We start from the raw sequence: 20,761 nt of genomic DNA, 5'->3' as shown, positions 1-20,761 counted from the left end.
TCATGTTCCCTGTTCCCTTCGTGGTTTTGCCTACGCGTCGTCCACGCGATGTGACAGGGAACGCAAGGAGGCTAGGGTTGCTCGAGAAAGAATGGGAGTAGGGCATGCGATTTCTGTTGACGAGCGTGAGCGAGCAGAGGGCGGACGAAACCCTCCAGATCGAGATGGGCAAGTTCATCCAGGAGCTGACCCAGGCAGGGGTACTGCTGGCCACCGGCGGGATGGAGCTGGGAGGCAGCGTGCTCAAGTCCGTCGGCGGCGAACTCACGGTGACCGACGGCCCCTTCGCCGAGGCGAAGGAGATGGCGGGCGGGTTCGCGCTGATCGACGTGGGGTCCAGGCAGGAGGCGCTGGAGCTGTCCCGCCGCTTCTTCAAGATCATCGGCGATGGTGAGGGCCGGATGCAGCAGATCTACTGATGAGCGCGGCCCGGGACGCTCACGGAGCGGTCAACACGGTCTGGAAGCTCGAGTCCGCGCGGATCATCGCGGGCCTGACCAGGATGGTCCGCGACGTCGGCCTGGCCGAGGAACTCGCCCAGGACGCGCTGGTGGCCGCGCTGGAGCAGTGGCCCGAGCACGGCGTCCCTGACAACCCCGGCGCGTGGCTCATGACCACGGCCAAACGTCGCGCGATCGACCACATCCGCCGCAACGAGCGGATGGGGCGCAAGCACGAGGAGATCGCCCGCACGCAGGAGCGCCAGGATCTCGACCTCGACGACGACGTGCTGCGCCTGATGTTCGTCTCCTGCCACCCCGTGCTACCCCCCGAGCAGCGGGTCGCGCTGACCCTCCGGCTGCTCGGCGGCCTGGGCGCCCTGGAGATCGCGCGGGCGTTCCTGGTACCGGAGCAGACCGTCTCCCAGCGCATCGCCAAGGCCAAGCGCACCCTCACCGAGGAGCAGGTCCCGTTCGAACTGCCGTCGGGGCCGGAGCTCGCCGACCGGCTGACGTCCGTACTCGACGTCATCTACCTGATCTTCAACGAGGGCTACTCGGCGACCTCCGGTGACGACCTGATGCGTCCGTCGCTCGCCCTGGAGGCGCTGCGCCTGGGCAGGCTGCTGGCCGAGCTGGCGCCCCGCGAAGCCGAGGTGCACGGCCTGGTCGCTCTGATGGAGATCCAGGCGTCACGCGCGGTCGCGCGCACCGGACCTTCGGGCGAGCCCATCCAGCTGCACGAGCAGGACCGCGGGCTCTGGGACCGGCTCCTGATCACCCGCGGCTTCGCGGCGATGTTGCGGGCGAGGGAGGCCGGCGGCCCGCTCGGCCCCTACGTACTGCAGGCCGCGATCGCCGTCTCCCACGCGCAGGCGAGGACCGCGGACGATACGAACTGGGCGCAGATCGCGACACTCTACGAGGCGCTGGTACGGCTGAGGCCGTCCCCGGTGATCCAGCTCAACCGGGCCGTGGCCCTCGGCATGGCCCACGGCCCCCAGGCAGGTCTGGACCTCGTCGAGACGGTGGCCGCCGATCCGGCTCTCAAGGACTACCACCTGCTGTCGGTGGTGCGCGGCGACCTGCTGGCCAGGCTCGGCCGGCACCGCGAAGCCGGCAAGGACTTCGAACGCGCCGCCGCACTCACCGGCAACGCCGCGGAACGCGCGTTCCTCCTCAAACGCGCCGCCACCGGCAAGGCCCAGGCGCCTCCTCAGCAGACGGGCATCACGCTGGGCGAGGCCGCGGAGCGCTTCCTGGCCCGCGGCGACCTGAACGCCGAGACGATCCGCTCCTACGCCCAGACCCTGCGCCGCCTGCGCCTGGACCTCGGCCCCGGCACCCCGCTGGCCGACGTGACCGCCGGGAAGGTGGCCAAGGTCTTCGCCGTCGCCTGGGGGACGGCGGCGCCCAAGACCTGGAACCGGCACCGCGCCGCCGTACGCTCATTCTCGTCCTGGGCCGCCATCGAGGACCTGTCGACCGAGCTGGGCAGGAAGCCGGAAAGCCGCGAACGACGCCCAGCCGTCCACGGGCCGGACCTGGACGCCCTGTGGCGGCATCCGTCCCTGCGCGAGCGGACCCTGTGGCGGCTCCTGCACGAGTCGGGAGCGTCCGCGAAGGCGGCCCTGTCGCTCGACATCGAGGACCTCGACCTTGCCGGCCGCCGCGGCCGGGTCGCCACCAGGACAGGGCCGGTCTGGATCTTCTGGGGGTACGGCACGGCCGCCCTGCTGCCCGAGCTGATGGCGGGCCGGACCCGCGGCCCCCTGTTCCTGGCCGACCGGCGACCCGCCCCGGCCCGCATGCCCGAGCCCGCCGACCTGTGCCCGGACACGGGACGGGGGCGGCTTTCGTACGAACGCGCCGAGTACCTCTTCAAGAAGGCCGCGGGCTACACCCTCCACCAGCTGGCTTCCAGAACGAATCCGGGCGAACGGCTTGTGACCGAAGGCCGCCTCACGGCGCTCTGTGGCGACCGGAAATAGCACCGTGTGGCCATGCCGGTGGTCTCGGCGAGGCGAGCGTGGCCGTCCAGGCATGCGCGAGCGGACGTGCGTCGACGCGCGCAAGGCGCCCAGGGGCACGGACGCTCCCGTCACCCCGCCCCGGCCGTACGTCAGCGTCGACGACTGGGGATGACGTCGGCCATGGCGCGCTCGGCGGTGACATCGGTGATGAAGGCCCCGATCGCCGCGGCACACTCGGGCGCGTGGGTCTCGAGCAGGAGGTGGCCGGCGTCGTAGACGTGCATCTCGAGCCGGTCGAGCGCTCGCGCGTAGCCCATGATCTCGGACAGGTCGAAGAACGGGTCGTGGCGCCCCCAGAGCAGCAGACACGGAGGCTGGCGGGTCCGGTGGAAGTCGGCCAGCTCGCCGAAGCGGGCGACGTGGCCGGCGTAGTCGCAGAACAACCGGAACTGGGCTTCGACGTTGCCCGGCCGCGACATCCGCTCCCAGTCCAGGTGCCACGCCTCGGGCGGCTGGAGAACGCGCACCCGCTCCGGCAGCCCGCCCAGGTACTGCTCGCGAGTGCCCTCGAAGTTCAGCCACTCGGGCAGCCGGGCACGGTTGGCCTCCGAGGGATCGGCCCAAAAGGCCCGTGCGCTGTCCCACTGACTGCCCAGGCCATCCTCGTGGGCGTTGCCGTTCTGCACGATGAGCCCGAGGATGCGCTCGGGACGCCGGGTGGCGAGGTGGTAGCCGACCGGGGCGCCGAAGTCGTGCAGGTAGACGAAGAACTCGTCGACGCCGATCCGCTCGAGGAACGCCTCGACGGTGTCGGCCAGGTTGGCGAACGTGTACTCGTACTCGTCGACACCGGGCGCCGCGGAGAACCCGAAGCCCGGCAGGTCCGGGGCGATGACCCGGCTCACCTCGGCCAGTGGCGAGAGCACGTGCCGGAAGGTGTGCGAGGAGCTCGGGAAGCCGTGCAGCAGCAGTACGCAAGGCTTGTCCGCCGCGCCGGCCTCCCGGTAGAAGACCTCGAGTCCGTCCACGTCGAGGCTGCGGTGGCGTGGCTTGTCAGTCGCCTGCATCTTGAGGTCTCCTTGGTCGGTCTATCCCGCCGATTCCCACGAACCCAAGGGTCAGAACCACCCAATGGACCTTGAACATGCCAACAAGCACTGGGGCCAGGGGCCAGGATCGGCGCGGTCGTGTTCTATGGCTGGGACACGGCAAGGTCGAGCGGCGGATCCGGTCGAAGTCGCAGGCCGGCATGCCTTGTGCAACGGCGTCTTCGAGGTCCGGACTGTTCGTTCGGTTGTCCTTCCCCGCCGCTCGTAGGATCCACATCGCCCGAGCCGTCTCGTCGTGGGCCTCCGGACGCGGATCACGGAGCGGTGGTTGTCGCCGAGGCCCGCGATGCCGGTTCACCGTGGCATTCGCGACGTGCCGTCCGCGCGTCGCGCGCATTCGAGCGGTTCTGGCGGTTCTGTGGGAGACACCGGCGAACGAACTCCAGGTGAGGTGGTGAAGCGCGCGCGCCTGACATGGGGTTGGGAGCGCACGGCTACCAGGGGCATCTGCCGAAGGTGACCATGTCGATGTTGCCCTTTGCGGGGCCCCAGATCTTCTTGCTTCCTCTGACCCCGGGTCTGACCCTGACGTTCTCGCACACGGTGACATGCGTGACAGAGTCCGTGGCCCATACCTTGATGTGATTCGTTTCCTTGCAGTGGTTGTTGAAGTAGAACGTGGTGGACGACATTCCTGGGGACCAGGAGATGTTGAACTTCTTTCTCTTCGGCTTGTCGCACTTTCGGGACTTCTTGTGAGTGTCCAGCGCGGATGCGTTCGTGGTTGGAGTGGTCGCGGTGGTGGTCGTCTCGCTCGGGACCGAGGAGGCCGCGGCGGGGGTCGTCGCGATGAGTCCTGCGGCGATCGTCGTGGCTGCTGTCACACCGACGGTGCGGCGCATGGTGATATTCCTTTCACGGTTGAAGCCGTTGACGAGACGCTCATGGGCGTTGAGGAGGCTTACGGCCAGTAGGGGCACTTGCCGAAGTCCACCTCCATGAGATTGTGGTAATAAATTCTGTGCAGCTTCTTGCTCCCTTTGGTTCCGGGCTTCACGGTGATGGCCTTACATTTCATTCCGGCCGAGGCGTACCACACCCTGACGCGGTTGGTCTCCTTGCGGTGGTTGTTGAAGTAGAACGTGGTGGACGAGACTCCGTCCTTCCAGGAGATGTTGAACCCCTTGTTCTTTGGCTTGTCGCACTTTCGGGACTTCTTGTGAACGTCCAGCAGGGACGTGTTCGTGGTCTGAGCGCTTACGGCCTCGCTCGGGGCGGAGACGGCGGCAGGTGCCGTCACGAGGATGCCTGCGGCGATCGTCACGGCTGCAGTCACACCGATGGTGCGGCGCATGGAAAGAGTCCTTTCGTGGATTCGACGGAGTGTCATGGGGGATTTCGCCCTGAAGCGACCTGGCGGCGATCGCCCCGCGCACTGCGGGCGCCTTCAGCAAGGCGGCGGCCGGCGCCCTGGGACCGCTCGACGACCGCGCCGGAACGGTCAACGCCCTTCGGCGGCGCCGCCGGTCTCGCAAACCCCCAGAGCTACCCTTCCGCGCCGGCCCAAACACCGGCGGGCGAGAGATTTCCTGACGCGGCCGGCCGTTCTGTCGTGACGGCCATGCGACGTCGACGGCGACCAGGCCGACATTGAGCCACCGACCGGATGGGAGAACGAGGTGAGCGAGCCGGCCCGGACGCCGGCGACCACCGGAGCGGGCGACGAAAGCAGCGTCAGGCCACGGCAGGTGGCCCCAACTCACCGTGACATCTCACCGTGAGCTTCCCGCGTCTTCCGGCGCACCTGCTCAGATGGCATCGCAGAACGGGTTACTCAGTGGAACGTTGCCGAACGAGTACAGATCGACCGCCCCGAAGACCGCCTTCCCCGGGCTCCATCGAACGACGAAGCATCCGCCGCGCTTGGTTGCTGCTGCGAGATTCCTGCCCACGGCACCGCCGAAACGGTCCAGGGCCCGTTTGCAGAGGCTCGAACCATCGAACGCGGCGGTCTTCGCGGAATCGCAGAGCGCGTTCAGATCCTTGACCTTGGCGTCGGCGTGGCTCAGGAACGCCTGATGGGCGGCGGTGGTGCGCGCCCTGCTCAGGTAGGCCGAGCAGGTCACGATCCCGCAGTTGACTCGGATGGGTCGCATGATGGCGACGGAGATCGGTCGGCTCGCGCTGGGCGTCAGGCCGGCGGCCGTCGTCGCGCTCGGGGCTGCTTGGGCCGTACCGCTCATGAGACCGGCGGCCAGGGCCGCGCCCGTTCCGAAGGCGGCCGTCTTCCTGATCGTCGAGGTAACCGTGTCGTTCATGACTTGACGGCGGGCCTGCTTGTCTGACGTGCGTAGCCCGGCCCGTTGTCCGCCGTTTGGGCATCCGCCGTTTCACCGTCCACCTTCTGGCCGTCCGCCTCGCAAGTCTGCGGCGAAATGCACACTGAGCTCTTTCCAACCTGACAGCCCTGGCACCGCCGGGTCCGACGCGAATCAGGAGCGGAACCGTACGGGGGTCTCGATCCGTTTCTCGCGACCCTGGGCTGACCGGCCTTGCAGGAAGTCCATGGCGAATCCGTAGAGCTTCCATCAAGGGCGGCGCGCATGCTCGGTGCCGGCGCCTGGGGTGAACAGGTCCCCGTGCCGGCGGCTGCGGCCTCCTGCCCGCGCGGATCCGCCGCCCCGGGGTCCGATGGAGACGTTCGCCCTACCGCATCCTCCCTTGATTGGACTCTCCGTGACCAAGATCATCGGCTTTCCCGGCGGCCTGCGTCGCCGACTCGCACAACACCGCCCTCCTGCGCGCGGCGGGGAAGTTCCAGCTGGGCGGGATGGAGATGGAGATCTGATCGACGAGACCGCCATCGCCCTGCTGCGCGACCTGCGCGCAGCGGAGGCGGGGAAGGCGTGAAGGTCGCCTGGGCCGCTCTGGCGGCGACGACCGTGTCGTTCGGCCTGAACTTCTCGGCGGGCGTGTTCTTCGCCCCGGCCGCCGGCGCCTACGGGGTGAGCGTCACCGTGCTGGCGGTGGCCGCAGCGCTCAGCACCGCGCTGACCGGGCTGGCTCAGCCGTACGTCGGGACGCTGCTGGACCGGATCGGCGCCCGCTGGGTGTTGCTGCTCGGCCTGCTGCTGATCTCGGCCGGCTATCTGGCGCTCGCGGTGGTCCAGAGCGGCTGGCAGTTCGTGGCCGCGTACACGCTGCTGGGCGGGCTGGGGTTCGCCGGCTCGTCCAGCCTGACGATCAGCACGTTGATCGGACGGGTGTACGGCAAGCAGGCCGGACCCGCGCTCACCAAGGCGGCGGTCGGCATCAACCTGGGCCAGCTGCTCACCCCGTGGGCCGCGACCGCGCTGTTCGAGCCGGTCGGCCTCCGGGCCACCTACGCGATCCTGGGCGTGGCCGGCCTGGCCGCCACCCTGGTGATCGCCGTCGTTCTGCCTGCCGACAAGCCCGCCTCGCGCGCCGACGGCAAGGAGAGCCTGCGCGGCCGGGGCCGGATCGTGGCGTCCTTCGGCCTGCACGCGGCCACCATGTACGTGACCGTGCTGATCCTGCCCAAGCACGCCACCGAGCTGGACTGGTCGGTCACCGACGCCGGCCGCCTGGTCGCGGTCGCCGCCGTGGCCGCCGGACTCACCTCGGCGGTGCTGGTCCGCGTCCTGCGCGGCCGAGCGCCCGACCTGCCATTGAAGATCCTGCACGCGCTGCGTGCCCTGTCCATGCTGCTCATCTTCGTGGCGGGCGACCCGATCACGCTCGTCGCCGGAGCGGTGATCTTCGGCCTCTCCTCGTTCCCCGTCATCCCGCTGACCATGGCCGTGCTCTCGCGCGGCCTCGACCCGGCCCGCCTGGGCCGGACGCTGGCCCCCGCCTGGGTGGCCCATCAGTTCGCAGCCGCCACCGGGCTCGGCGTCGCGGCGGCGATCCACGCCCTCACCGACACCTACCACGCCTACTTCGGGCTTGGCCTTCTGCTGAGCCTGATCGCCCTCACACTGCTCGAGAAGGAGACCCGTGTCCCCGGCACGGCACGCCACCGTTGACATCCAGCCGGCAGATCTTCTTCGCGAAGCGGGAGACGTGGAAGGCGCATGCCTTCGTCGAGGTCGAGGCAGACCCGGCGGAGGAGGCGGATTCGGCGAAGCGACGCGCGTCGTCGAGAGCCATCATCGGCACCAAGGTGGCCGGGCTCGGCGCGGACGAGGCCACAGCCGCCCGCGAGGGCCAGGCCGGCCGCGTGGCCATCGACTGGCCGCTCGTCCGCCACACCGACTGACAGAAGAGCTGGTACGGCTCGCGCCGCCTGGCGCGAGCCGTAACGCGAGAACGGAGGGCACATGCAGTCCGCAATCTTCGGCGTCGGCAGGATGGCGACCGCCTCGACCACGCAGCGCCGTTTCGTGCTGATCGCGGTGATAGGGGCTCTGATCATCTCGACCTCGGCGCCTCTCGTCCGCCTCTCGGAGGTGTCGCCCGCCACCTCCGCGCTGTTCCGCTGCCTGTACGCGGTGCCGCCGCTGCTGGTGCTGGCCTGGCTGGAGCGGCGCACGCTGGGACCGATGCCGTCCAGGGCGCGCTACCTCGCCTGGCTCGCGGGCCTGCTGTTCGCGCTCGATCTGCTCTTCTGGCATCACGCCATCGCCCATGTGGGCGCCGGGCTGGCCACGGTGCTGGGAAACCTCCAGGTGTTCCTGGTGGCGTTCGGCGCGTGGGTCGTCTTCGGCGAGCGGCCCCCGCGTCCGCTGATGATCGCCACGCCGGTGGTCTTCGGAGGCGTCATGCTCATCTCGGGCGTCTTCGACAGCGCGGCCTACGGGGCCAGCCCGCTGCTCGGCGTGGTGTTCGGGCTGGCGACCTCCATCGCCTACGCCGCCTACCTGCTGGTCATGCGGGCCGTCTCCGGCGAACCCCGCCGTACGGCCGGCCCGCTCGCGCACAGCACGGTCGCCGCCGTGGCCTGCATAGCGCTGCTCAGCCCGCTGTCCGGCGGCGTCGACCTGACGCCGGACTGGCCGGCGCACGGCTGGCTGCTCCTGCTCGCGCTCGGCCCGCAGGTGCTCGGCTGGACGCTGATCACCTACTCCTTGCCCAGGCAACCCACGGCTCTCACCGCGCTTCTGCTGCTCATCCAGCCGATGTCGACCGTGACCATCTCCGCGGCGTTCCTCGGCGAGCGCCCGTCAGGACTCCAGCTCGCCGGATGCGCCGTGATCGTTCTGGGCGTTCTGTACGGCTCGCGCCGGCCGGTTCGTGGTCAGCGCTCGGCCGGCAGGCCCATAGACGTGCCGCACACCGAGAAGGCGCGGCGCCTGGGACGGGAATCCTCGGTTTCCGGCACGCCGAGCTCGGTGAACAGCTCCATGGCCCGCCCGGCATGGACCCGCGCGAGGTCGTTCTGACCCAGGTCGCGGTGCGCGGCTGCCAGGCTCCAGTGGGCCGCGGCCTGGCAGGGGCGGTTGCCGATCTCGTCCGCGACGGCCAGAGCGGCTTGCAGGTCGGCCATGGCCAGGGCCGGCTCGCCCGCGGCGCGGGTGGCGTCACCGAGCTGGGTGAGCACCTCGGACTCACGGTAGCGGTTGCCGAGGTCGCGATAGATCCGCAGAGCCTGACCGTAGTGGTCGAGGGCCTGCCGGTGGTTCCCAAGCCCCTGGTACGCGCTTCCCAGGCAGGCGACGCAGTGGGCCTCCAGCGCCTGGTAGCCCACGCTGCGGGCGATGGCCATGGCCTCACGAAGGCGCTCGAAGCCCCGGTGGTAGTCGACGAGCTCCACCTCGAGGAGCCCCAGGTTGCTCAACGCGACCGCCTCGCCGTCCCGCTCGCCGTGCCGGCGGTAGATCTCCAGGCACTGAAGGTAGTAGGAGCGAGCGCGCTCATAGTCGCCCCACGACACGTGGATGCCGGCGAGGTTGTTCAGCGCGCTGGCTTCCCCGCTGTGCTCTCCGGCCTGCCGGAAGAGCTCCACGGCCCGGGTGAAGCACTCGTCGGCCTCGACATGGTTGCCCTGCGGCCAGTGGACGTCTCCGAGAGAGCTGTAGGCGAGGCCTTCCGCGAACACGTCGCCGAGGCTGCGGCTGGCCCGCACCGCCGCCGCGTTGATCGTCAGGGCGTCACCGTAATGCGTGCGTTCGGCAAGGAAGCGGTGGAAGGTCTGAGCGATGGCCAGCGCGTGCGCGGGCCAGGCGGCGTCAGCGGCGTGGACACCGGCACGGATCAGGTTCGCCCGCTCCGCGTCCATCCAGGCCGTCGCGCCCACGACGTCCTCGAAGGGCAGGTCCACCGGCTCGGCGAAACGCGGCCGATGGCGGCTCCCGTCGGGGTAGAGCAGGTCCATGGCAGCTGCCGCGGTATGCAGGTAGTGGTCGAGCAACCTGGTCAGGGCGGCGTTCCTGGTCTCGGCGCTCTCCTCGTCGCCGGCGGTTCTGAAGGCTTGCTCCCGGAGGAGGTTGTGGAAGGTGTAGCGGCCGATCTCCTGCTGCATCAGCATGTTGGCGTCGAGGAGGTCCTCCAGGATCTCCTCGCCCTCCTCAGGCGGAAGATCGGCGAGCACGGCCGCGGCACGCATGTCGGCATCGATGCCCGGGTGCAGTCCCAGCAACCGGAACATCCGCTGCTGCGCCGGGTTCAGCTGCTGGTAGGACAGGGCGAACGCGGCAGCGACCCCTCGCTCCGCAGTGGACAGTTCGGCAAGGCGGCGGCGCTGGTCGCGCAGCCGCTCGGCGAGATAGGCCACCGTCCACCGCGGGCGGTGGCGCAGGCGGGCGGCGGCGATCCGCACGGCCAGCGGCAGGAAGCCGCACAGTTGGAGCACGTCCAGCGCGCTGACCGGTTCGGCCAGCGCCCGCTCGCCCACGATCGAGGTGAACAACGCGCCGGCGTCGTCGGCGGACAGCACGTCCAGTGACAGCGCGTGAGCACCGTCCAGGTTGACCAGCCGCCGTCGGCTGGTCACCAGGACCAGGCTGCGGGAGGCGCCGGCAAGCAGCGGACGTACATGATCGGTGTCGCCCGCGTTGTCGAGCAACACGAGCAGGCGGCGACTCGCCAGCTCACCCCGCCAGAGCGCGGACAGCGCCACCGTGTCCGTAGGAAGGCGCTCGGCCGGGATGCCGAGCTGGCGCAGCAGGGTCTCCAGAGCGGCTCCCGGCTCCACTCGCGCCTGACCGGTGGTGTGGGCGTGCAGGTCGACGAAGAGCTGCCCGTCGGGGAAACGCTCGGCCAGGTGGTGCGCGGCGCGGACGGCAAGGGCCGTCTTGCCGACGCCTGCCATGCCGTCGATCGTCACGATCCCGCCAAGCTCGGAATGTGGCTGCGTGATCCAGTCCAGCTCACCGGGCCGTCCAGCGAAGTCCGGTACGTCCATCGGCAGGAACGAGGTCGGCTGCCGAGTGGCCCGCTCGGGTGCCGCGGCCGGCTCCGGCTCTTGCCCCGTCGGCGGACTCAGGCTGGGATCGGCCCGCAGAATCGACTGCTCAAGATCGAGAAACGCCCGGCCGGGGTCGAGCCCCTGCTGATCGACCAGCCGTTCTCGGAAGCTTCTGGCGACGTTCAGCGCGTCAACCTGCCGGCCGCTACGGTGCAGCGCCAGCATGAGCAGCCCGCAGAGCCGCTCCCGCAAGGGGTGCTCGGCCAGTTCGGCGGTCAATCCGTCGACGATCTCCGCGTGCAGGCCCAGGGCCAGCTCCCGCTCGGCCAGCCGTTCGACGACGCTCAGCCGACGCTCCTGCAGCCGCGTCCTGGCCTGGTCGACGAAGTCGGCGTTCAGCCCGCCCAGCGGTTCACCCTGCCACAGGGCCAGCGCCTCCCGCAGTCGCTCAGCGTCGGCCTGCGCGTCGGCGACCTGGCGAGTGAACACCTCCAGGTCCACCTGGCCGGGCTCGGTGAGCAGGATGTATCCGGCTGTTCTGGTCTGCAGGATCTCTCCCGCGCCGGCCGTACGCAACACCTGGCGGATCGCCGCGATCGCGGACTGGAGCTGGGCCCGTGCCGTGTCGGGTGGAGTCATCCCCCAGATGGCGCCGACAAGCCGGTCGGCGCTGATCACCGTCCTGGCGTGCAGCAGCAGGTAGGCCAGGACCGCTCGATGCCGTGGCGAGGCAGCCGGCACCCGGCGCCCGACGGCGGACACCGTCACGGGGCCGAGCAGCGCGAACCGTACGCTCATCATTCCTCCGCAGGTCAACGATCTCAGGAGACCACAACGGGGCCATCCCACGATCGTGGGGAACCTATCAACCGACTCCATGGCGGAGCGCAGCTGCCCAAGGCGGAATCGGTCGCGTGGCCACAACCCGTGCATCTCCATGAGAACCTGGCCCGAGTGGCCATCACCCTCTGAAACGCCTATGCAGGCAGCTGGTCGTCCGCCGGCGGCGAGACGCCTGGCAGAGCGTCTTCCGCTTCCACCTCCACGTGGTGCCCCGCTTCAAGCCCGCCGACCTCACGCCGCCGTGGACGGAGGTCGAGCACCCGGTCGAGTCCCTCCAGGGGCCGGCCGAGGAGATGCGAGCCTGGCGCTGAAGGCGGGCACCAGGGACGGACTACTGTCGCCCCGCATGGCTGCGGCCGACGCCCTGGCCGCCTTCCTGACCGCACTTCACCAACCCGCCCCCGAACAGGCACCCGCCGGCCGGGACCGCGGAGGGCCGCTGGCCGACTACGACGAGGGGTTCGTCAAGGGGCTCGCCTCGGCCACCGAGATGGGGCTGATCCCCGACCCGGACGCCGCCCACGCCGCACTGCGACGCCTCATCGCAACGGCCCATCGCTGATCAACCGCTACCCCCACGCGCCGGCATACCTTCGCGCCGGTTCGGGCCATGCTCGGCATGCTGGGGGTGACGACGGCGATCTGCTGCCGCGCCGGCTCCAGCGGTGGTGGCGCCGGCACCGGGTGGGCCGCCCCGCGAGACCGCCATCGACGTCCTGGCCGAGGCCGACTCCGTTGGAGGAGGTGCTGGAGCGGGCGCAGACCGACTGGAGTGAGGACGCTCGGATGACTTACGAGCTGATCTCGTCGTTCTCCGGGAGAAGCGGTGGGTTATTCGTCATCGGGGCCTGCTGGTTCCGTGACCGGTGCGATCTGCAGTGGCGTGGTGGCCCCGCCGGTGATCTGGTGCGCGTGATTGAGCGTGTAGTCAAGCTGTCTGGCCAGGTGTGGGAGGGTCGCCGGAGGTAGATACGCATCAGCGCCGGCGTTGAGCAGCCGTCGGACCGGGCCGTGGTAATTGACTCCGAGCTCGTGGTCCTCGATTTCGGTGACGACGACGCGAGCTTTCGGGTACATCGATCGGAGCGCTGAGATCAACTGCGGGCTGCCCGGCGGTACCAGCAGCACGTCGGCTGTCTTGGGAGCCGCGTGCATGTCGAGCACGACGTAGTCCGCGCCGAGTTGGGTCGACAGCGCCACCCGAGCCGCGGCCGACAGCTCCATCGCGGTGGCCACGACCGTCACGCTGTCGTAGTCGATCGGTGCTTGATCGTCCGCCTCGTCCGCCTCGTCCGGCGCATCGACGATGGCGCCTTGGACCACGTCGATGGTGCTGGAGATCGTCGCGATCGACTCGCCGTCACGCGTGACGACCAGGTTCTCACCAGGCTCGAGGGCGTCGATGAGTGCCACGACGTCCTCGGGAAGGCGGGTCACGTCGATTCGCTGCGCGGACCGTGCGGCCCGCTTGCGGATCACCATGCCTGGAACGAACTCACGACGGCGGCGAGGGCAGGCCGCGCGTCGAGCGCAGCCCCTGTCGACCGGCCGGTCAGCCTATCCGTGATGACACGGCTATCCGCGGGTGTGTCGGCCGGCTGACCCGACCCGGTGGCGGTGGCGATGGCGAACGAAGGGGGCAACGTCGTCACGGCGTTCACATCCTTCACACAAGTCGGACCGATTGTCAGTGGTGAGCCTATGTTGCCGCTGATCACCTGTGCGCCGCCGTTGTCTGCGTTCCGGGGGAGTGCCGCAAGCCAGGGTCTGTCATTCCGTGGGCGGTGTTGCGGCGCACTTCAAGATCGTCAAGAATGCTTGCCTTGTCCGGCCGACGAATCCGAGGAAAGGGCTGGCGTGTCATTTCGACTCCAGCTGACCTGTGTGTTGACGGTGATGGCCACGGCCCTCACCACGGTGCCCGCACAGGCCGCCACCTATGAACGCCTGCGCAACGGCTCTTTCGACGTCGATCTCGCCTCCTGGTGGAGCACCAAGAACCTGGTTGGGCACAGGGTGAACGGGGAGCTCTGCGCCACCGTCCCCGCCGGCACGGTCAACGCCTGGGATGTGATGATCGGGCAGAGCGATGTGCCCTTCGAGGCCGGCCAGCCGTACAAGCTGGCCTTCACCGCCAGGGCGAGCAGGAACGTGTCGATCAGGGTGGTCGGACAACTGGCCGTGGCGCCGTACACGGCGTTGCTGGCGGGACAGAGTCCGGTGACGACTGCCACACAGCGGTTCGAGATCACCGGGACTCCGGCCGTCGACGAGCCCAAGGGGCAGGTGCTCTTCCAGGTGGGTGGGGCGAAGGAGCCGTACGAGCTGTGCCTCGACAACGTTTCCCTCATCGGTGGCGCGACCCCGCCGGGCGGTCGCTACCTCGGCTCACCGGTGCGGGTCAACCAGGTGGGTTACCTGCCCGACGCGCCGAAGCGGGCCACGATCGTCAGTGAGGTCACCGAGGCGTTGCCGTGGCGGTTGCTCGACTCCGCCGGTGCGGAGGCCGCGGCCGGAACGACCAAGGTGTACGGCGACGACCTCATGTCCGGCGATCATGTCCACCTCGCCGACTTCAGCCAGGTGCGCGAACCCGGCAGCTACCGGCTGGAGGTTGACGGGAAGCGCAGCGTGCCGTTCGACATCGCGCCTGGCCTGTACGGCAAGCTGCGCAAGGACTCGCTGGCGTACTTCTACCACAACCGGTCCGGCATCCCGATCGAGGCAGCCCATGTCGGAGCCGCCTACGCGCGGCCCGCCGGGCACCTCGGCGTGGCGCCCAACCAGGGGGACGGCGAGCAGCGCGGCGGCTGGTACGACGCGGGAGACCACGGCAAGTACGTGGTCAACGGCGCCTTGGCCGCCTGGGAACTGATCGATTCCTACGAGCAGTCGCGCAGCGTGTCGCTGAGCATCCCGGAGTCGGGTGGCGAGCTGCCGGACATCCTGGACGAGGCCAAGTGGGAACTGGACTTCCTGCTGCGCATGCAACAGGACGACGGCATGGCCCATCACAAGATCCATGACGTCGACGGGTGGACCGGGATGGTGGCCCCGCACGAGGACCCACGCGAGCGCAGGCTCTTCCCGCCCTCGACGGCCGCTACGCTCAACCTGGCCGCCGTGGCCGCCAGATGTGCCAGGGTCTACCGGCCCTTCGACGCCGCCTACGCCGACAGGTGCCTCGACGCGGCACGGCTGGCCTGGACAGCCGCGATGAAGAACCCTGCGGTCCTGGCCCCGTCGACCTCTCCGGCTGGTGGCGGGGCCTACGGCGACGACGTCGTCTCCGACGAGTTCTCCTGGGCGGCGGCCGAGCTCTACACGGCCACCGGCTCCAGCGCCTACCTGGATTCGATCCAGCACACCATGGGTCCGGGTAACTTCTCGTGGGCGCAGACCGGCGGCCTCGCCGACCTGGCCCTGGCACGCGTCAAGCTCGTTCCGGGCGGAGAGAACGCCCGCTACTCGGCTGCTCGCGCGCGGATCGTCACGGCCGCCGACAAGCACCTGGACGACCTGCGCAGCCAGGGCTACCCCAACCCCGACCTGCCCGGCAAGCGCCGGTACTCCTGGGGCTCGACCAGCGCCACCGCCCAGAAGGCGATGGTGCTCGGCTTCGCCCACGGCATCACCGGAGAGGCGAAATACCGGGACGGCGTTCTGGAGTCGCTCGACTACCTGCTCGGCAGGAACGCGCTCAACCAGTCCTACGTGACCGGGTACGGCGAGCGCGCCAGCTGGAACCAGCACCACCGGTTCTGGGCACACCAGGCCAACGCGGCTCGTCCGCATCCGGCTCCCGGGTCGATGGCAGGCGGGCCGAACTCGGACGTGTCCGAGGTGGCGAAGGCACCGGCCGAGCAGATCCTCGCGGGTTGCGCGCCCGCCACGTGCTACATCGATGACATCGGCTCCTATGCCACCAACGAGGTCGCGATCAACTGGAACTCGGCGCTGGCCTGGGTGGCGGCGTTCGCGGACACGGCGGCTTAGCGAACCATATCGACCTCGCTCGCGACCACGCCCTACAGGCCCTTGACCTGTACACCGCCCTCGACGTCCCCGAGGCCGACGAGATCCGCACCTTCCTCAGCGATCTCCATCAGCCATGACACTGCTGAAAAGCTTGCCGCCCAGAAGGCTGCGCCGATACCGGACATTCTTTCCGAGCCGCCTACCGATCAGCGCGGGCGGCTGAGGGCGGCCTCGGCCAGATCCGTCCACTTCTCGACCGAGGAGTGGGGCACGACCACCCAGTCCTTTATCGCCCTGCCCTGCCCCGAGGGGTCGAACAGGGACGCCCCAGGCAGTTTGAGCGCGGCTGTGTGCTCGGGGGTATCCCTGACCAGCCGGAACACCATCGCACCGTCGCGCTGCAGGCTCGCGAACACCTTCCCCACCTGATCTTTGAGCGCGGGACTCCCCATCATCCTGGAGATCCGTACACCCAGGTCGGCCAGCTCGGCGCCGACCTGCTTGAAATCCTCTTCCGCGCTCATCGTCAGTCGGTCCCCAACTCCATGGCGGCGTGGTCGAGCAGCTCGTCGTGGTCGGGGCTCTTCCCGCGTGACGCGATCGCCTCGGCCCCGCCTTCCGGCAGAACGGCGATCAGGCTAGTCGTCCTGGCGGCACCGATCAAGGCCGGGTGCGGGGTGCCGCACCGGTCGCGGACGCGGGAGATGGAAAGGTCACATGGCGGGATCGAGGGGCGCACGCGGGTCGCGCAGCAGGGTGGCGATAGAGGCGTTCCTGCCCGGCAGCCGGCCTAAGGCTTGCCAGGCTTGTCATCGCCTTCCTCTCTGTACTACATACACTGTATCTCGTACGGCATTGTGAGTCAGAAGGGTGTGTCATGCACGATCTCCCGACGGTCGTCGCCCGGATGCGGGGGACGGGAGCCGGTGTCTCGCCGCGGCCTGACACCCCACCGGATCACCGCCGCGCGGCACGTCAGCGCGGACGCTTGCGGGACTTGGGCTTGCCGGTGTGGTCCGTGCGTTCCAGCCACCATTCCGCGATCAGCAGGTTGACGACCCAGCTGAGCCATACGCCTGCGGAACCGATCGCCTCGATCATCGCCTGCTGGTCGCCACCGTAGGCGCTGTCGAGCAGCGGAAGCTGGACGGCGAGCAGCACCCCGGCCCACAGGCGGCTGGCCACGATGGACGTGGTCAGCGCGAAGCTGCGGATCATCCACCTGCGGTGCTCGGGGAACCGGCGCTGCCGAGCCATCCGCCACCCTGCGAACCCGGTGATCAGCCACACCACGCCCAGCAGAGTGTTCCCGGTGTTCCCTCCGAAACCCGTGTGACCGAACGGGGCGACTCCGAGAACGGCGATGCCGGCGGGGAACACGCCGAGAAAGAAGTACGCCCGCCCCGTCCAGCGGTGCGTCCTGGGGTGATTGCGGCGGAACCACGGCCACACCTGGAAGCACCCCGTCAGCAGGGCCACCGTGCCGAAGATGATGTGCGCCACCAGTAGGGAGTAGAAAAATGGCGGCGAATCGGACAGCTCAACCCGTGATTGCGCCGGGTCGAAAGTGAGATACGGCGGCACCGAGTACACCGCGAACCCGAGCATCACGACGAACAGCGGAATGATCCAGCCGAGCTGGCGTCGACGCCGTGACCGCGGCGCCGGGCGCGGAGACGGCGTCCCCGTCCCGTCCTCGCCGGGCGCCGAGCCCGCCCCCATGAACGTCGTGGCCACAACAGCTCTCCTCACCGAAGTCGCGGCAGGCTCGCACCGCCCGCCCGTCGCGACCAGCCTCGCGGGGGACTCGAATCCTGAGCCAGAGTCGAACCGACTGCAGTCACTCACGACACCCGGGAACCCGCCCGTGATCCACGGCCGACGCCGGGAACGAGAGGCCATCACCCGGCTGCTCGCCGACGCGCGAGGCGGCCGCAGCGGGGCGCTGGTCCTGCGCGGCGAAGCGGGTATCGGCAAGAGCGCGCTGCTGCGCCATGCCGCAGAGAGCGCGGCGACCTCCGAGCCCATGCGTGTGCTCGCGTGTGCCGGCGTCGAATCCGAGGTCGAACACGCGTTCAGCGGGCTGCTCGGACTGTTGCGGCCGGTACTCCATCATCTTGACGCGCTGCCCGGCGTCCAGGCCGGGGCGCTGCGCGGCGCGCTCGGCCTCACCGACTCCGCGGCCCCGGACTTCTCGGTCTCGGACTTCCTGGTCTCGGCGGCGGTGCTCACGCTGCTCGCGGCGGTGGCGGCGGACCGCCCTCTGTTGGTCGTCGTCGACGACGTGCAGTGGCTGGACCACGCCTCCGCGGCCGCCCTGCTGTTCGCCGCTCGCCGGCTGGCCGACGAGCCTCTCGCGATGCTGCTCGCCGTACGCGAACCCGAACCGCTGCCGGTCAACACGGCAGGACTGACCGAACTCGTGCTGCACGGGCTGCCCCAGGAAGAGGCCGCGCTGCTGCTCGAGGAGCACGGCTGGACGCTGCCTGTCCGCCAACGCGACGCCCTTTTCACGGCCACCGCCGGCAACCCGCTCGCCCTGATCGAACTGGCCCGGCTCGACGAACCCGATCGCGCCATGCCCGACCTCGCCATGACCGGAACCCTGCCCGTGAGCACCCGTGTGCGCGCGGCGTTCCTGCGCCAGGTCGAAGCCCTGTCGGCGGACGGCCGTGCCGCACTGCTGGTGGCGGCCGCCGAGGAAACCGGGGACGCCGGCACCGTCCTTGGGGCCGCCGCCCGGCTGGGCCTGCCGGCCGACGCCCTTGGCCCGGCCGAGCGGTCGGGATTGGTGCAACTCAACGGGATCAAGGTCGGCTTCCGGCACCCGCTGATCCGCTCCGCCGTTTACGCGGACGCGTCTTTCGACCACCGCCGCGCCGCGCATCTGGCCATCGCCGCGCACCTGAGCGCGACCGGACGGGACGACCAGGCGATCTGGCACCGCGCCGTGGCCACGACCGCACCGGACGAGAAGATCGCCACCGCGCTGGAGCACAGCGCCGACGCCGCCCGGCGGCGCGGCGGTGCGGCGGCGGCGATCTCCGTCCTGCGGCATGCCGCGCGGCTCAGCGAGTCGTCCGCCGACCGCCGCCAGAGGACGGTGACCGCCGCCTTCGTGGCGCTGGACGCGGGCCGGCCAGGACTGGCCAGGAAACTCGTCGACCACGTCATGGCCGAGCCCGTGCCCGCCGTGACACTGGCCCAGCTCAACGGGATCATCGAGTTGTACGGCGGGGACCCCGCGATCGCCTACTCACACCTGATGCGGTGCGCCGAGCTCATGGCGTCCACCGAGCCGGAGGAGGCCGCCTGGACCCTCCTGCTCGCGGCCGGATCGGCGTTGCACGCCGGCGACATGGAGGGGTCGCTGCGGGCGACCCGGCGCATCACCGACCTGGACTGCGCACCGGCGACGCTCCGCGCCGCCGAAGGTCTCCTCGGCGGCTTCGAAGGCGTCGTCACCGGGGCCGAGCTGTGGGAACTGCCGGGCACCATGCCTCGGGGCCGAGGCGGGGGCGATGAGCGGCAGTGGATGTGGGCGACCGTGATCGGCTGGATGGGGCCAGACGACCACCAGGCCCTCAGGCTCGTCGAAGCCACCGGCCGCCGGGTCCGCGCCGAGGGCTCTGCCGCGCTGCTGACCGAGGTGCTGTTCTACCATGCCGACATCGAGTTCCGGCTCGGGCGCTGGGCGGAGGGGACCGAGCACGCCGAGGAAGGTCTCCGCTTCAGCTACGAGACCGGCCAGCGGGGCTGGACGGCCAACTTCCTCGCCCAGTCGGCGCGGTTCGCCGCCGTGCGCGGCGAGGCCGCGGCCTGTCGCAGGTATGCCCGGCAGGCACTGGAGATCGCGTTCCCGCTGCGCGAGCGCATCGCCGCTGCGACGGCGACCGGCGCGCTGGGACTGCTGGCACTGGGCGAAGGCGCGTCGGCGGAGGCCTTCGCGGAGCTGACGCGCCTGTTCGAGCGGGGTTCGCCGCAGTCCAATGACTTCGTCGCTCTGGCGATGCTCCCGGACCTGGTCGAGGCCGCCGTACGCGCCGGCGACCCGGAGCGGGCCCGGCGGATCGTCGAGGCCGTGGGATCTCAGACCGCCGGCATCCGTGGGCCGGTGGCCCTGAGCAGGAACCATCTCTGCCACGCGATGCTCTCCGACGACGCCCAAGCCGAGTCCCGCTACCGGAGCGCGCTGGCGAGCAGCGGGCTCGATCAGCGCCTTTTCGACCGAGCCAGGATCGAACTCCTGTACGGCGAGTGGCTGCACCGCAACCACCGCGGGACCGAGGCCCGGGCGATGCTCAGGGCTGCGAGCGAGAGCTTCGAGGCGCTCGGGGCGGAGCCTTGGGCACGGCGTGCCCTCGCCCGGTTCCGTGCGGCCGGCGGCGCCATGCCCCGCCCGGGCCGGGCGGTCGCCGCCCTGCTCAGCCCGCAGGAACTGGAGGTATCCAGGCTCGCCGCGAGAGGGCTGAGCAACCGCGAGATCGGTGACCGGATGCACCTCAGCCCGCGGACGGTGGGCTCGCACCTGTACCGGGCGTTCCCCAAACTCGGGATCTCCACGCGCGCCGAACTCCGCGACCTCGACCTCGACTGACGAAGGCGTGCCCGCTCGTACGGTATCCGGCACCGAGTCCGCGCTCACCCCTACGGTCGGAGGAGTCATCCACGAGTACTCACGTGCCGCCTGACCCGCAGGGATGGAGTTTCGGCAGACGCGGCGTCGGCCATCAGCGCCGCTACGGGAGCGTTCAGGCAGAGGGCATCAGGTCGCGGCGGCGCAGGAACGCCAGCCCCGCCGTGGCCAGGGTTACGGCCACAACAGTCAGCCCCAGCAGCGGTGCCACCGGTGATGAGACGCCGTCCAGCAACATCGCCGGCACGTGCACGAACGGCGACAGGTTGAGGACGATCCCGGTGGCGAGCTTGAACTCCGCCAGCAGATCCACGACCAGGAAGAGGCCGAGCACAGTCCAGCTCGCGGCCGCCGCCAGCCGTGGCAGCATGCCGAACAGCAGCGTCGCGATACCGACCACGGTCCAGACCGCAGGCAGGTAGGCCAGCGTGGCCCCGGCGACGCGGGCCACATCGCCGTCGTAGGCGAGCCCCGCC

General features: G+C 69.9%; 15 protein-coding genes and 4 pseudogenes. 9 read left to right on the top strand and 10 right to left on the bottom strand.

Annotated elements, in window-relative coordinates; all coding sequences use genetic code 11:
* The first annotated feature begins 104 nt into the window (after positions 1 to 104).
* Together ACFSKW_RS17110 and ACFSKW_RS17105 are read left to right on the top strand one after the other, a co-directional pair.
* The gene (locus tag ACFSKW_RS17110; RefSeq protein ID WP_379573239.1) at positions 105 to 419 is read left to right on the top strand and encodes a YciI family protein; all 315 of its coding nucleotides are present in this window, start codon (positions 105 to 107) and stop codon (positions 417 to 419) included.
* A pseudogene (locus ACFSKW_RS17105) lies at positions 419 to 1,630 on the top strand (RNA polymerase sigma factor); the annotation flags it as partial. The gene ACFSKW_RS17110 and the pseudogene ACFSKW_RS17105, both read left to right, overlap by 1 nt.
* A 932-nt stretch (positions 1,631 to 2,562) precedes the next feature.
* Here the strand turns inward: ACFSKW_RS17105 and ACFSKW_RS17100 are convergent.
* From ACFSKW_RS17100 to ACFSKW_RS17085, 4 genes are all read right to left on the bottom strand, one after another.
* The gene (locus tag ACFSKW_RS17100) at positions 2,563 to 3,480 is read right to left on the bottom strand and encodes an alpha/beta fold hydrolase (protein WP_379573238.1); all 918 of its coding nucleotides are present in this window, start codon (positions 3,478 to 3,480) and stop codon (positions 2,563 to 2,565) included.
* Positions 3,481 to 3,956: 476 nt separating this feature from the next.
* Positions 3,957 to 4,442 carry a hypothetical protein gene (locus ACFSKW_RS17095; protein ID WP_379573237.1) on the bottom strand — a complete coding sequence of 162 codons (486 nt, stop codon included), beginning with the start codon at positions 4,440 to 4,442 and terminating at the stop codon, positions 3,957 to 3,959.
* Complete coding sequence (locus tag ACFSKW_RS17090; RefSeq protein ID WP_379573236.1) at positions 4,424 to 4,816, bottom strand: hypothetical protein; 393 nt, start codon at positions 4,814 to 4,816, stop codon at positions 4,424 to 4,426. The genes ACFSKW_RS17095 and ACFSKW_RS17090 overlap by 19 nt, the downstream gene beginning before the upstream one ends.
* Before the next feature lie 454 nt (positions 4,817 to 5,270).
* The gene (locus ACFSKW_RS17085) at positions 5,271 to 5,780 is read right to left on the bottom strand and encodes a hypothetical protein (protein WP_379573235.1); all 510 of its coding nucleotides are present in this window, start codon (positions 5,778 to 5,780) and stop codon (positions 5,271 to 5,273) included.
* Positions 5,781 to 6,198: 418 nt separating this feature from the next.
* Here ACFSKW_RS17085 and ACFSKW_RS17080 point away from each other — a divergent pair, with 418 nt between their 5' ends.
* The 4 genes from ACFSKW_RS17080 (at position 6,199) to ACFSKW_RS17065 (ending at position 8,864) form a co-directional block, all read left to right on the top strand.
* Positions 6,199 to 6,372 carry a hypothetical protein gene (locus tag ACFSKW_RS17080; RefSeq protein ID WP_379573234.1) on the top strand — a complete coding sequence of 58 codons (174 nt, stop codon included), beginning with the start codon at positions 6,199 to 6,201 and terminating at the stop codon, positions 6,370 to 6,372.
* Positions 6,369 to 7,508 carry an MFS transporter gene (locus tag ACFSKW_RS17075; protein WP_379573233.1) on the top strand — a complete coding sequence of 380 codons (1,140 nt, stop codon included), beginning with the start codon at positions 6,369 to 6,371 and terminating at the stop codon, positions 7,506 to 7,508. The genes ACFSKW_RS17080 and ACFSKW_RS17075 overlap by 4 nt, the downstream gene beginning before the upstream one ends.
* A complete protein-coding gene (locus ACFSKW_RS17070) occupies positions 7,505 to 7,741 on the top strand; it encodes a hypothetical protein (RefSeq protein ID WP_379573232.1) in 237 nt (78 codons plus the stop codon). Before ACFSKW_RS17075 ends, ACFSKW_RS17070 begins: the two co-directional genes overlap by 4 nt.
* A gap of 61 nt (positions 7,742 to 7,802) precedes the next feature.
* Positions 7,803 to 8,864 (top strand): DMT family transporter, encoded by a 1,062-nt coding sequence (locus ACFSKW_RS17065; RefSeq protein WP_379573231.1) that lies wholly within the window; start codon positions 7,803 to 7,805, stop codon positions 8,862 to 8,864.
* Between the two features lie 185 nt (positions 8,865 to 9,049).
* Here the strand turns inward: ACFSKW_RS17065 and ACFSKW_RS17060 are convergent.
* Positions 9,050 to 11,626 (bottom strand): annotated as a pseudogene (locus ACFSKW_RS17060) (AfsR/SARP family transcriptional regulator); the annotation flags it as partial.
* A 391-nt stretch (positions 11,627 to 12,017) separates the two neighbouring features.
* Between ACFSKW_RS17060 and ACFSKW_RS17055 the strand changes: the two are divergent.
* Positions 12,018 to 12,233: a hypothetical protein gene (locus tag ACFSKW_RS17055; RefSeq protein ID WP_379573230.1), complete on the top strand. Its 216-nt coding sequence runs from the start codon at positions 12,018 to 12,020 to the stop codon at positions 12,231 to 12,233.
* Between the two features lie 269 nt (positions 12,234 to 12,502).
* Here the strand turns inward: ACFSKW_RS17055 and ACFSKW_RS17050 are convergent, their stop codons facing one another.
* Entirely contained in the window at positions 12,503 to 13,153 is a 651-nt protein-coding gene (locus tag ACFSKW_RS17050) for a hypothetical protein (RefSeq protein WP_379573229.1), read from the bottom strand.
* 375 nt (positions 13,154 to 13,528) lie between these two features.
* Here ACFSKW_RS17050 and ACFSKW_RS17045 point away from each other — a divergent pair, with 375 nt between their 5' ends.
* A complete protein-coding gene (locus ACFSKW_RS17045) occupies positions 13,529 to 15,667 on the top strand; it encodes a glycoside hydrolase family 9 protein (RefSeq protein ID WP_379573228.1) in 2,139 nt (712 codons plus the stop codon).
* Positions 15,668 to 15,855: 188 nt separating this feature from the next.
* On the opposite strand, the gene ACFSKW_RS17040 is transcribed toward ACFSKW_RS17045, so the two are convergent.
* The 3 genes and pseudogenes from ACFSKW_RS17040 to ACFSKW_RS17030 form a co-directional block, all read right to left on the bottom strand.
* Complete coding sequence (locus tag ACFSKW_RS17040) at positions 15,856 to 16,173, bottom strand: hypothetical protein (RefSeq protein WP_379573227.1); 318 nt, start codon at positions 16,171 to 16,173, stop codon at positions 15,856 to 15,858.
* A 2-nt stretch (positions 16,174 to 16,175) separates the two neighbouring features.
* Positions 16,176 to 16,331: pseudogene (locus tag ACFSKW_RS17035) on the bottom strand (argininosuccinate synthase); the annotation flags it as partial.
* 293 nt (positions 16,332 to 16,624) lie between these two features.
* Complete coding sequence (locus ACFSKW_RS17030; RefSeq protein ID WP_379573226.1) at positions 16,625 to 17,386, bottom strand: DUF2306 domain-containing protein; 762 nt, start codon at positions 17,384 to 17,386, stop codon at positions 16,625 to 16,627.
* Between the two features lie 130 nt (positions 17,387 to 17,516).
* Here ACFSKW_RS17030 and ACFSKW_RS17025 point away from each other — a divergent pair, with 130 nt between their 5' ends.
* Positions 17,517 to 20,246 carry an AAA family ATPase gene (locus ACFSKW_RS17025; RefSeq protein ID WP_379573225.1) on the top strand — a complete coding sequence of 910 codons (2,730 nt, stop codon included), beginning with the start codon at positions 17,517 to 17,519 and terminating at the stop codon, positions 20,244 to 20,246.
* Positions 20,247 to 20,400: 154 nt separating this feature from the next.
* Here ACFSKW_RS17025 and ACFSKW_RS17020 read toward each other — a convergent pair.
* Positions 20,401 to 20,761 (bottom strand): annotated as a pseudogene (locus ACFSKW_RS17020) (ABC transporter permease); the annotation flags it as partial.

This window comes from Nonomuraea mangrovi, from assembly GCF_042681425.1.
Lineage (GTDB): Bacteria > Actinomycetota > Actinomycetes > Streptosporangiales > Streptosporangiaceae > Nonomuraea > Nonomuraea mangrovi.
The sequence above is the reverse complement of the archived record's forward strand: the minus strand, read 5'-3'. Positions and strand labels throughout refer to the sequence as shown.